This window comes from Streptomyces ureilyticus, from assembly GCF_011045025.1.
GTDB classification, from domain to species: domain Bacteria; phylum Actinomycetota; class Actinomycetes; order Streptomycetales; family Streptomycetaceae; genus Streptomyces; species Streptomyces ureilyticus.
Genome location: NZ_JAAKZX010000258.1, coordinates 1 through 11,891, shown reverse-complemented (window position 1 = coordinate 11,891; position 11,891 = coordinate 1). Strand labels below are relative to the sequence as shown.

Annotated in this window: 11 protein-coding genes; 5 read left to right on the top strand and 6 right to left on the bottom strand. The window is 68.4% G+C overall.

Annotated elements, in window-relative coordinates; translation table 11 throughout:
- Window positions 1-17: 17 nt before the first annotated feature.
- Window positions 18-1,469, top strand: a complete 1,452-nt coding sequence (locus tag G6048_RS42395) for a GntP family permease (protein ID WP_165344943.1) — start codon at window positions 18-20, stop codon at window positions 1,467-1,469.
- 89 nt (window positions 1,470-1,558) lie between these two features.
- Window positions 1,559-2,194 (top strand): hypothetical protein, encoded by a 636-nt coding sequence (locus G6048_RS42390; RefSeq protein ID WP_165344942.1) that lies wholly within the window; start codon window positions 1,559-1,561, stop codon window positions 2,192-2,194.
- A 69-nt stretch (window positions 2,195-2,263) separates the two neighbouring features.
- Here G6048_RS42390 and G6048_RS42385 read toward each other — a convergent pair whose 3' ends face one another.
- Complete coding sequence (locus G6048_RS42385) at window positions 2,264-3,610, bottom strand: M14 family metallopeptidase (protein ID WP_165344941.1); 1,347 nt, start codon at window positions 3,608-3,610, stop codon at window positions 2,264-2,266.
- Between the two features lie 244 nt (window positions 3,611-3,854).
- Between G6048_RS42385 and G6048_RS42380 the strand changes: the two genes are divergently transcribed.
- Window positions 3,855-5,237 carry an Nramp family divalent metal transporter gene (locus G6048_RS42380; protein ID WP_165344940.1) on the top strand — a complete coding sequence of 461 codons (1,383 nt, stop codon included), beginning with the start codon at window positions 3,855-3,857 and terminating at the stop codon, window positions 5,235-5,237.
- Between the two features lie 55 nt (window positions 5,238-5,292).
- Here the strand turns inward: G6048_RS42380 and G6048_RS42375 are convergent, their stop codons facing one another.
- Complete coding sequence (locus G6048_RS42375) at window positions 5,293-6,603, bottom strand: hypothetical protein (RefSeq protein WP_165344939.1); 1,311 nt, start codon at window positions 6,601-6,603, stop codon at window positions 5,293-5,295.
- Between the two features lie 61 nt (window positions 6,604-6,664).
- Window positions 6,665-7,180 carry a SigE family RNA polymerase sigma factor gene (locus tag G6048_RS42370; RefSeq protein ID WP_165344938.1) on the bottom strand — a complete coding sequence of 172 codons (516 nt, stop codon included), beginning with the start codon at window positions 7,178-7,180 and terminating at the stop codon, window positions 6,665-6,667.
- A 155-nt stretch (window positions 7,181-7,335) separates the two neighbouring features.
- Between G6048_RS42370 and G6048_RS42365 the strand changes: the two genes are divergently transcribed.
- Window positions 7,336-7,878 carry a GNAT family N-acetyltransferase gene (locus G6048_RS42365; RefSeq protein ID WP_165344937.1) on the top strand — a complete coding sequence of 181 codons (543 nt, stop codon included), beginning with the start codon at window positions 7,336-7,338 and terminating at the stop codon, window positions 7,876-7,878.
- Between the two features lie 40 nt (window positions 7,879-7,918).
- Here the strand turns inward: G6048_RS42365 and G6048_RS42360 are convergent, their stop codons facing one another.
- A complete protein-coding gene (locus G6048_RS42360; protein ID WP_328828588.1) occupies window positions 7,919-8,959 on the bottom strand; it encodes a chitinase in 1,041 nt (346 codons plus the stop codon).
- A gap of 264 nt (window positions 8,960-9,223) precedes the next feature.
- Here G6048_RS42360 and G6048_RS42355 point away from each other — a divergent pair, with 264 nt between their 5' ends.
- A complete protein-coding gene (locus G6048_RS42355; RefSeq protein ID WP_206342818.1) occupies window positions 9,224-10,498 on the top strand; it encodes a methyltransferase domain-containing protein in 1,275 nt (424 codons plus the stop codon).
- Between the two features lie 91 nt (window positions 10,499-10,589).
- Here the strand turns inward: G6048_RS42355 and G6048_RS42350 are convergent, their stop codons facing one another.
- Together G6048_RS42350 and G6048_RS42345 are read right to left on the bottom strand one after the other, a co-directional pair.
- On the bottom strand, window positions 10,590-10,781 hold the full coding sequence (locus G6048_RS42350; RefSeq protein WP_165344936.1) for a hypothetical protein: 192 nt from the start codon (window positions 10,779-10,781) through the stop codon (window positions 10,590-10,592).
- An 11-nt stretch (window positions 10,782-10,792) separates the two neighbouring features.
- A complete protein-coding gene (locus G6048_RS42345) occupies window positions 10,793-11,644 on the bottom strand; it encodes a helix-turn-helix domain-containing protein (RefSeq protein ID WP_165344935.1) in 852 nt (283 codons plus the stop codon).
- Window positions 11,645-11,891 lie beyond the last annotated feature (247 nt).

Genomic DNA, 11,891 nt, shown 5'->3' with positions numbered 1-11,891 from the left:
ACCCAGAGGACCCCCAAATGTCCGAAACCCCACCCCACACCGGCGGCCTGCTCCTCCTCATAGACGGCACCGCCGGTCTGCTGACCATCGCCGCGCTCGGCATAGCCCTGCTGCTGGTCCTGATCATCAAGGTCAGACTCCAGCCCTTCGTCGCCCTGCTCGCCGTATCGATAGCCGTCGGGCTGTCAGCCGGACTCTCCGTCACCGAACTCTTCGGCACCGTCCAGCGATCCGAAGCCGTCTCGCTGATCGAAGACGGGATGGGCGGGACCCTCGGCCACGTAGCGATCATCATCGGCCTGGGCACCATGCTCGGCGCCGTACTCGAGGTCTCCGGCGGAGCAGAGGTGCTCGCCTCCCGGCTGCTGGGCCTCTTCGGCGAGAAGCGCGCCCCGCTCGCCATGGGCCTCACGGGGCTGATCTTCGGCATCCCCGTCTTCTTCGACGTCGGCATCTTCGTACTCGCGCCGATCGTGTACGCGGCGGCCAAGCGCGGCGGCAAGTCGATCGTGCTCTACGCGATGCCGCTGCTCGCCGGTCTGTCCATGACGCACGCCTTCCTGCCGCCGCACCCCGGCCCCGTAGCCGCCGCCGGACTGCTGAAGGTCGACCTCGGCTGGGTCATCCTGATGGGCATCGTCTGCGGCATGCCCGCCGTGCTCGCCGCCTGGGCCTGGTCCGCGTGGATCGGCAAGCGGCTCTTCGTCCCCGTACCGCAGGACATGGTGGAGGCCGCCGACGAGGCGAAGTCGGCGCTCGCCGAGGAGCAGCGCAAGGACGGCGTCACGCCTCCGGAGAAGCCGGTCCCGCTGAGCATCGTCCTCGCGATCATCGGCACCCCGCTGCTCCTGATCCTGATGGCGACGTTCTCCTCCATCGCCTTCGACCCGTCCACGGGCCGCAGCGTGATCGAGTTTTTCGGCCACCCCTTCGTCGCGCTCACCATCGCGCTGCTGCTCGCGTACTACCTCCTGGGCATCCGCCGCGGCTGGTCCCGCAAGTCCCTGGAGACCGTGTCGAGCGCCTCCCTCAAGCCGGTCGGCAACATCCTGCTGGTCGTCGGCGCGGGTGGGATCTTCGGCGCCGTGCTCCAGGGCAGCGGGGTCGCGCAGGCCCTCTCGGACACCTTCAATGACGTGGGCCTGCCGGTGCTCGTGCTCTCGTATCTGATCTCGCTGGTGCTGCGCGTGGCCCAGGGCTCGGCGACGGTCGCGATCGTGACGACCGCGGGCATCGTGGCCCCGCTCCTCTCGGAAGGCGACCACTCCCAAGCCTTCATCGCCCTCGTCATCATGGCGATCTCGGCGGGCTCGATCTTCGCCTCGCATGTCAACGACGGTGGCTTCTGGATCGTGGCCAAGTACTTCGGCCTCTCCGAACGGGACACCCTGAAGACCTGGACGGTCCTGGAGTCGGTGCTCTCCGTCGCCGGGTTCGTGGTGGCGGCGGCGCTGAGCCTGTTCGTATAGCGGCTGCCCGTACGGACTTCGGCCACGCCTCGATCACGAGTGACGCCCCGGCCCCCCACGCCACAGCTTCATCGGCCATACTGCCCACCGTGGAGCAGCGCAGAGGACCCAGCATCCAGCCCTTGCAAGGCGCGGCAGCCGACCCGGCGTTCGTCCCCGGCATCACGGGCCCGCGCCCTGCCGATCCCAAGGGCCTCAAGGACCCGGACCCGGCCGACGAGACCGCGGCAGCGGAAGAGACGGCCTCCGAGGAGACGGACACGGCCGCCGACCAGGCCGACGACGTCTCCGACGAGGGCGCCTCGGCGGAGTCCGACGACGCGGATCAGCCGGACGAGGCGGAGGACCGGGAAGGGACAGCGGAGCCGGAGTCGGAGCCGGAAGGGGAAGCCGAGTCGGAGTCGGATGAGTCAGACGACTCGGACCACTCGGAGGCGACCCGTCCCGACGGCCCCGTCTTCGAAGCCGCCGACTACCGCGCGAAGATCACCGCCGACCACAGCGGCGTACGACTGCGCCTGGACGACCACGAGGCCGAGTTCCGCTGGGACGAGATCGGCGCGGTCGAGTCGGAGACCTCGCGCTTCGGCCGCTGGTACACGATCACGGTCCACACCCCCGAACGCCGCTGGTACCCGGTCGAGCTCCGCGTCCCCTCCCGCGCCAAGGTCAAGGAGTGGGAGAAGGAGCTGGACGAGGTCCTGGACGCGTACTTCCAGGAATAGCCGCGTACAACAAGAGGGTGCGCCCCCGAGCCGATCCGGGGGCGCACCCTCACGCACGTCACTCGCCCGTCAGCAGTACTGGTCCTCCTTGCCTATGGACCGGTACATACAGTCCGCGTTCTCCAGGAGCTGCAGCACAGCGTCCCGGTTGCGGGACGTCTCGCGCTCGATGACCTCGTCGGGCGGGTAGAAACCGCCGCCGGACGCGGACCCCGGGTACATCTCGAAGGTGTAGCCGAAGATCTTCTGGTCGCCCCACAGCCAGTCGTCGATCGAGCCGTCCGTGATGTAGAGGTCACTGGACTGCTCGGCCGTGTAGCCGTTGCTGGCGCCCATCTTCCCGCCGACCGTGGCGAAGGCGTTGCGGTCGTCGGCCGTCATGCCGGTGGTCGTGTCCGCGTTCGTGTAGCCGAAGGGCCACAGCACCAGCTCGCTGTACGTGTGGAAGTCGATGCCCGCCTTGATCTGCTGCTTACCGCCGACGACCCGGCTGCGGACGAAGTCGGCGACGACCTTCACCTCGGGCGCGGACTCGGCGGCCGAACCCCGGTAGGTGTCGGAGGACGACGAACCGGAGGAGCCGCCGCAACAGCCCCAGCGATAGGCCCAGTTGCGGTTCATGTCCGTACCGACGTTCGAGGAACCGCTGTTGGGCTGCCGGTTCTTGCGCCAGGAGCGGTACTGCCCGGTCGCGATGTCGTACTCGCCGCCGTCCGGGTTGAGGTCCGGGAGGATCCAGATCTCGCGGTTGTTGACCATGTTCGTGATGCGCTGGTCGGAGCCGTAACCGGCGCCCAGTTCGCGGATCAGGTACAGCGCCATCTCGACGGTGAGGTGCTCGCGCGCGTGCTGATGGTGGGTCATCAGGACTTCGGGCTCGGACTCGTCGGTCGCGACGTTGTCGCTGATCTTGATCGCGACGATGTCCCGGCCCTGGTACGACTTCCCGATCACGCGCCTGCTCATGATGTTCGGGTACGCCGAGAGCCGCTGGCTGATCTCCGAGTTCATCTCGGCGTAGTTGTGGTAACGCGAGTCGGCCGAGGGGAAGTCGAGGGGCCGTACGTCCTTCTTGCTGTTCGACCGGTCGGGTACCGCGCCCATCGGCGTGACCTCGTAGCCGAGTTGCCGCAGCTTCTTGACCTGGTCGGCTCGGCCGGAGATGAACACGGTGTGGTCGTCGGCGTCGTCGACCGTGACGCCGGACTTCTGAAGTGCCGTACGGGACTTGGAGTCCGAGTGCATATGGACCTCGTACTGGCGGATCTCCCGGTCCGCTTCGGACGCGGCCACCGGGGCCGCCTCACCGGGCGCGCCGGACGCGCTGGTCGTCGTGGCGGTGATGGGCGCCGCGAGGGCGAGCGCGAGGAGGGTGCCGAGGAAGGCGGTGCGCCTGCCTCTTATGCGTTGCCGCATTGAGTCTCCTTGTTTCTCCAGGACTTCCGGGGTCTCCGGAATGTGGGGGGTTGGAGCGGGGGGCGGGACTGTGCGACGTGCGGGTGCGGGCGTTCACGTGTGTGCGGGTGCGTGTGTATGGCCTGTGCGCGTGTGGCGCTCATCGTGAAGGTCTGGCATGGCCGGGTCAAGACCAGGCGAACGTCACCGGGCATACACGCATGCCCCCTTGTGCCATCGCCCGCTTTGCGCTTTCTTGATCGGCATGGCGGACACCACGGGAAACACCGGCAAGACGGCGGGAAACTCAGGGGAAACGGCATCGGACGAGACCAACTCCAGCCCACGTAAATCCAGTTGGAAGTACATCGGCCCCGGCATCGTGGTCGCCGCCACCGGTGTCGGCGCGGGCGACCTCGTCGCGACCCTCATCGCCGGCTCGAACTTCGGCTACACCCTCCTGTGGGCCGCCGTCCTCGGCTGCCTCGTCAAGATCTCCCTGGCCGAGGCGGCGGGCCGCTGGCATCTGTCCACCGGCCGCACCCTGTTCGAGGGCTGGGCGAGCCTCGGCCGCTGGACGACGTGGTTCTTCGTCGCCTACCTCGTGATCTGGGGCTTCGTCTACGGCGCCGCGGCCATGTCGTCCTCGGGACTCCCCCTCCAGGCGCTCTTCCCGGACGTCATGGACCTCAAGTGGTGGGCCATTCTCAGCGGCTTGGTCGGCCTGGTGTTCGTCTGGTTCAACAAGTACGCCGTCTTCGAGAAGGTCATGACGATCCTGGTCGGCGTCATGTTCGTGGTGACGGTGTACCTGGCGATCCGCGTCACCCCGAACCTCGGCGACGCCTTCGCGGGCCTGCTCCCCGTCCTCCCCGACGAGAAGGACTCCATCCTCAACACCCTCGGTCTGATCGGCGGCGTCGGCGGCACCATCACCCTGGCCGCGTACGGCTACTGGGTCAACGCGAAGGGCTGGACGAACACCGGCTGGATGAAGGTGATGCGCCTCGACAACCGCGTCGCGTACGCCACGACCGGCATCTTCGTCATCGCCATGCTCATCGTCGGCGCGGAACTCCTGCACGCCTCGAACATCGCCATCGCAAGCGGCGACCAGGGCCTCGTCCAGCTCGGCGGCATCCTGGAGGACGAGTACGGCACGGCGACGTCGAAGTTCTTCCTCATCGGCTTCTTCGCCACGTCGTTCACCTCGCTGATCGGCGTCTGGCACGGCGTCAGCCTGATGTTCGCGGACTTCGTCGAGCGCTTCCGGGCGCGGCGCGGGGCTTCAGCGACCGGCGACGAGGCGGCGGCCGGGGCCGAGGCCGGGTCGGGTGAGGCGGTGGCGTCCGGCGCCCGGGAGAAGTCCTGGCCGTTCCGCGCGTACCTGCTGTGGCTGACCTTCCCGCCGATGGTGCTGCTGTTCGAGGGCCAGCCCTTCCGGCTGATCATCCTGTACGGCGTCCTCGGCGCGGCCTTCCTCCCCTTCCTCGCCCTCACCCTGGTCTGGCTCCTCAACTCGTCCCGCACACCGAGGGAATGGCGCAATGGACCGCTCAGCAACGCCATGCTGGTGATCGCGGGCCTGCTCTTCATCGTCCTGTGCGTGAAGCAGGTCTGGGACCAGCCGTGGTCGGAGTTCTTCTGACGCTTTGTTCTGACGCGGCTGCTCGCGGGAGGAGCGCGGCTCGGGCTCGGGCCGTTCAGCCGAGCTGCTGCCACTTCTCGCTCGTGGCGATCTCCCTGAGTTGCTCCATCGTGAGCGCGGGTGTCTCGCGGGTCGCGGGGTCGTGCTGCCTACCGGTGTTGAAGGCGCTGATCACCACCCGCAGGCCGTTGGTCCTGATGGTGTCGACGGTCCACATGACGACGCCCTCGGCCCCCTGCTCGCCCGGACCCTGGCTCGTGGCGACCTTCGTGCCGTCGGGCAGGGTTTCCGCGTCCGCCCCGAAGAGCTGGTGCTCGACATCCGACATGTCGGGCTGCACGTTGATCTGGAGGAAGCTCTTCCCCTTCCCGTCGTCGACCACGAGATACGCGTACTCGGTCTCCTGACCGCCCTTCGAGACCACGTCGACGTTCTTGGGGAGCAAGGAAGCGAGCGTCTGGCTGATCGTGGCGCCGCTGGTGCCCGGAGGCGTGTTCGGGGTTTCCTCCGGCGCCGGGGCATTCGGGTCCTGGCCTTGCGATTCCTGGCCCTTCGGGTTCTTGGGGATGGCGTCGATCGCGGTACGCCAGGCCTTGGCGATGACCACCTGCTTCAACTGGTCCGTGGACAGAGGCGGGTTGGCCCGGCTGACCGGAGCGTCCTTCTCCGCCGCGGCATTCCACTCGCTCACGCTGATGTGGTGGCCCTGAGGGGTGACGAGATCGGCCGTCCACCGCTTCGTGTCCACACGGCGGTCCGGGTACTCGTACCCCTGGAAGAGCATGAGCGTCGAGTTGTCGGACAGCCGGCTCGAGGTGCAGCGGTCGTACGACATCAGGTTCCTGTCCGGGCACTGGGTCCACTGACGGGCCTCCTCGCTCCCCGGCTCGACCCGGTTCAGGCTGACAGAGACGGCACCCGGGCCCTTGCCGTCGTCGAACACGACCTGCGCATACGGCCCCAGCTCCGCGCCCGTACCCCGCCCCTGCTCCTCGCTGAACTCCCCTTGGGGCAGCAGCTTCTTGAGGGTGTGGACCAGCTTGGCGCCGGAGACCCTGCCGTCGTTCTCGGCGGGAGGGGTCGGTGTCGACCGGCGGCCGGCCACGGACTGCTGCCCGTCCGCGGCCCCGCCCCAGGGCACGAGCAGCGTCCCGCCCACCCCGACGAGGGCGACGGCCGCCACGCCTCCCACGACGGCGGCCCGGCGTCGCAGCAGGAGCCTGCGACCGCGTACCTCGCCGGCGGCGACGAGGCCACTCCGGTCGGCCTCGAAGGAGTCACCGGCCTGGCGGAGGGCGAGGCCGAGCCGGTCCTCGAAAAGGCCGGCGTCGACGTCGTGGCGGCTCTCGTGGTGTTCAGCGGGCATGGCAAAACCACCGTCTCTGCAAGGTCGTTGGAATGGGGAGGTATGGGGTCGCGGTGGCCGTTCAGCGGGCCGCGTACTCGCTGAGGCCGTCGCCGAGGAGCACGCGCAGGCGGCCGAGGGCCCGTACGCAGCGGGTGCGTACGGCGGCCGAGCTGACGTTCATCACGTCGGCGGTCTCCTCGATGCTGCGGTCCTCCCAGTACCGCAGGACGACGACGGCCCGGTCCTTGGCGGACAGCTGCCCCAGCGCCTCTACGAGGGTCAGTCGCAGCGGTGTGTCGTCGGCGGCGCTGTGCGGATCGGCCAGGTCGGGAAGGACGTCGGTGGCACGCTCGGTACTGCTGCGCCGCCGCTGGTGGGCGAGGAACGTACGGGTGAGGACGGTCTGCGCGTACCCGGCGGGATTGCCGACGCGCGACACCCGCCGCCAGCTGACGTACAACCGGCCGAGGGTCTCCTGCACGAGATCCTCGGCGAGATGCGTGTCACCGCCGGTCAGCAGACAGGCCGACCGGTACAGATGCCCGGCCCGCGCCGCAGCGAACTCGGCGTAGCCGTCCTCGCCCCTCAGTCTCATGCCTACGTCCCCCGTGATCCCTCGGCGTCCCCCGTACCGTCCTCACTTCATTGATGCGGTGGACCCCAGGAAATGTTTCACGGTTGCCGGTCGGACACGGAAGGTCGCCTGTTATTGGATTGCCGCCGGCCAATCCGGTCGGATAGGAACCTTGCATGCTAAAGGGCAGCAAGGTCGGGCTGAGGGCCCGGCACGAGGACGACATACCGATCCTTCAGGCCGAGCTCTACGGCGACGTGGTCTACCAGTCACGGGCCGACGACGGGCCTTGGCGGCCGATCACGTCCGGCTCGGGGGACGCGCCGTACGTGGTGGACGACACGGAGGTGCGGCACGCCCCGTTCTCCGTGGTGGAGTTGGACGGCGGCACGCTGATCGGCGTCGCATCGTTGTGGGACATCGACAACCACAACCGGTCCGCGCACATCGGCATCGGGCTGCTGCCGTCCTCCCGCGGCAAGGGTTACGGCACCGACGTGGTCGCGGTGCTGTGCCACTACGGTTTCGTCGTGCGCGGCCTGCACCGGCTGCAGATCGAGACGCTGTCGGACAACGTCGCGATGCTGACCGCCGCCGAGCGCAACGGTTTCGTCCGCGAGGGCGTGTTGCGCTCCAACGCCTGGGTGATGGGGGAGTTCCTGGACGAGGTGCTGCTCGGGCTCCTCGTCCAGGACTGGAAGCCGGACTCGACGGGCTAGGCAGCCCCATACGGTCGCGGGGTGGCTGTGGTGGTGATCGTCAGGACAGACCGTGGACGTGCGGTCCCACCGCGTTCGACCACGCGTTGCCCGCCGCCGCGTCCCAGTTGGTCGACCACGTCATCGCGCCGCGCAGGTCGGGATACGTCTTCGACGGCTTGAAGGAGCCGCAGTTCGTGCCCTTGGTCAGGCAGTCCAGGGCGTTGTTCACCACGGACGGTGGGACGTAGCCGCTGCCCGCGCCGCTGGGGGAGGCGGGGACGCCGATGCCCACCTGGGACGGGGCCAGGCCGCCCTCCAACTGGATGCAGGCCAGCGCCGTCAGGAAGTCCACGGACCCCTGGCTGTACACCTTGCCGTCGCAGCCCAGCATGGAACCGCTGTTGTAGTACTGCATGTTGACGACCGTGAGGATGTCCTTGATGTTCAGGGCCGTCTGGAAGTAGCCGTTCGACGTCGACTGCATGTCGATCGTCTGCGGCGCCATCGTGATGACCAGCGACGCACCCGCCTTCTCGGACAGGGAGCGGAGCGCCTGCGTCATGTACGTCGCGTTCAGGCCGTTCTCCAGGTCGATGTCGACGCCGTCGAAGCCGTACTCCTGCATCAAGGAGTGGAGCGAGTTCGCGAAGTTCGTCGCCGACGCGGAGTCGTTGACCGACACCGTGCCGCGTTCGCCGCCGACCGAGACGATCACCTTCTTGCCTTCGGCCTGCTTCGCCTTGATGTCCGCCTTGAACTGGTCGACCGTGTAGCCGCCGAGCCCGGCCGAGTCGAGGTTGAAGGTCACCGCGCCCGGCGTCCCCGTCGCGTCCGCGAAGGCGACCGCGATGATGTCGTACTGGTCCTGGACGTCGGAGAGCTTCTGGACCGTCGCGCCGTTGTTGAAGTTCTGCCAGTAGCCGGTGACGGCGTGCTTGGGCAGGGCGGCGGCGTTTCGCTCCGCCGCCGGCGCCTGGGCCGCCAGGCCGGCGAAGGCGAGTGCGGACCCGGTGAGTACGGCGGCCAGGGCTCGGGCCCATCGCCGTCGTCTGGATCCGGGGGACCCGGTGCATCCGGGCATGCCTGGTACGCGGTTCATTTCGGCCTCCGGTGGGGGGAGTTGAGTGGGGAACGGTGGCCACCGCTGGCCGTACAAGCTGGTCCAGACCAATAGAGTTGTCAAGACCTCTCGCTCGACTCGCCCTCGAAGTCGCCAGGCCCGCAGGGCAGTTAGACTTCCGCCCATGACGTACTTCTTCCACCTCCGCTAGGCACCGTCGGCGAAGCGAGGATCCCCCCGTCGCCGACGAGGCGGGGCAGCGGAGCGCTGCCCCGGGTGCTGACGTGGAAGAAGAACAACACCATGCACACGCCCCTCGTGGCGCGCTGCCTCCGCGGCCTGGAGGCCGTGGTCGCCGGCGAGGTTCTCGGGTCCGGACTCGGCGCCGTCACCGAACTACGCCACCGCGAAGTCCATTTCCGCTCGAACCGGTCCACGCCACCGCTGCGCACCGCGGACGACGTGTTCCTGCTGGCCGCCCAGCGCCCCGACATCGGAACGACGCGACAGCGTCTGCACGAACTCGCCGAACTCGCCGAACTCGCCGAACTCGCCGAACTCGCCGAACTCGCCGAACTCGCCGAACTCGCCGAACTCGCCGAACTCGCCGAACTCGGCGAGCTCTCAGAACTCGGCGAGCTCTCAGAACTCGGCGAGCTCACCCATCTCGCCGCCGCCGACCACCTCCTGGCCCTCCGTCACGGCACGACGACGTCGGCCCGGGGGATCACCGGCATCGACGTCTCGGCCTCCTTTCTCGGCCGGCGCACGTTCACCCGGTACGACGCCGAGGACGTCGTAGGCCAGGCCCTGGCGCGGCGGCTCGGCGTCCCCTACCACTCCCGGCGCACGGGGACCGCGCCCCCGCCGGGCGGCTGTGGCTGGCGGCTGACCCTGGACGGTACGCGGGCCACGCTCATGCTGCGGCTCGACGAACGACCGCTGCACCGCCGCGCGTACAAGCAGCGCACCATCCCGGGCACCCTGCACCCACCGCTCGCCGCCGCCATGGCCGTGCTGGCCGACATCCGCCCCGGCCACACCGTCCTCGACCCGTGCTGCGGCGCCGGCACCCTCCTGATCGAGGCGGCACTAGCTCAACCCGAAGCCCGCTACCAAGGCTTCGACCTGTCCGCGAACGCACTCACCGCAGCCCGCGCCAACGCCGCCGAACTGCCCATCACCATCCGCCGTTCCGACGCCGCCCGCCTCCCCCTCCCCGACAACTCCATCGACCGCGTCCTGTGCAACCCACCCTGGGGCACCCAGGCCCACGCCGGCGGCCTGCTCGCCACGGCCCCCTCCCGCTGGTGGACGGAACTACGCCGAGTCCTCACCTCCGAGGGCACAGCCGTACTCCTCCTCCCTCACCGCGAGGACCTGACCACCGCCATCCGGCACGGCTTCACCCCGGCGCACATGCAGCGCCTCCGCCTGTCCGGAGCCCAGCCCTTCCTCGTACACCTGACGCTGACGGACGCAGGCCGAAGCCGCCCCGCCCAGCAACTGCCCGAAGGAGACGGCCCCGTACGCTCCGGGCGCGGGCGCTCGTCTCGCGACGCCCCCCGGGCGCCGTGACGGGCTGCCCCGCGTGTGATTGCAGGAGCCGAAATCGAGGCCGACGTGTCTTCAGCGCGCGGAAGCGATTCACCGACCCTCGAACAGATCGTCAGAGCAGGTGATCCGCCTTGCCCGCCTTGATGTCGCGGATGAGGGTGCGTAGAGCTTCGCGGGTGTCGGTGAGGTAGGTGTCCTCGGCGCCGGCTATGGCGATGTAGGCGTTGTCTTGGGGATCGGTGCCGATTCGGAAGCAGGAGTTTCCCTCGCCGCAGAAGGGTTCTTCCCACGTGATGTCGTTCATCTGGCTTCTCCTCAAAGGCTGTTGGCGATGTCGCGGATGTAGTCGCGTGACGCCTTCGGCGACAGGGCGATGCCTTCCATCCAGTCCAAGTGGGCACAGTACTTAGCCAGTTGGGTGTCCGCGTGCAGGAAGTCGGGCCCATGGGAATTGTCGATCTGTACGGTGTCGAGCTGCGGCACCGGACCTTCCGCGTACAGCACGGTCTGCCCCGCGCCGGGGAATGCCCCCGCCTCGAATGGGATGACCAGGAGCGTGACGTTGGGCTGCTCGGACTTCTTCAGCAGGTGATCGAGTTGCGCCCGGGCCACCTCCCGCCCACCGAACCTCATCCTGAGCGCGGCCTCGTGCACGATGGCGACGAAATCAGGCGGATGGTCGCCGTCCAGTACGTGCTGCCGTTCCACTCGGTGGGCCAGGCGCAGGGCCACCTCGTGCTCCGGCAGTTGCGGGATGACGACCCGGAAGATGGCGAACGCGTGGTCGGAAGTCTGTAGAAGGCCGGGGATGTGCATGGAGTACGCGGCCCGCATGCGGACGGCGTGCGCCTCCAACTCGGCGATGTTCAGCAGTCCTTGGGGGAGTGCCCCGCGGTATTTGTCCCACCATCCCCGTTGGCTGGACTCGGCCATCTCGACCAGCGCATCGACGTATCGCTCGTCCTGGCAGTCGCAGTTGCAGGCGAGAGTGCGCAACCGCTCCGGGCTGATGGCGCGAATACCGGACTCAATGTTGGAGATCTTGCCCCGGTCCACGCCGAGCAGTCCCGCCGCGTACTCAGCGGAGATCCCCGCTGACGTGCGCATCTTGCGCACCTCGGCACCCAGCCGCCTCTGGCGCTCCGTGGGCGACGTCCTCGCTGCCATGCCGTTCCTTCCGGGTGCAGTCGTGTGCAGTCTCCCGCATGCGCGTGCGACTGAGACACGATCGGGCGCAATTTTCACTGGGAGGGGCCAAATTAGCCCCCTGCTCCAGTACGTTCAGTGACGCAAAGGCTACTCGCGGAAGTTGGTACGGCATCGCGGAAGCGTGCCCTCGACAGGCCACCGACTGCCGCCAGGCAGCCCCCTTCACCTCACCCGGAACGGAGTCCCCGCATGCCCGAAACCACCC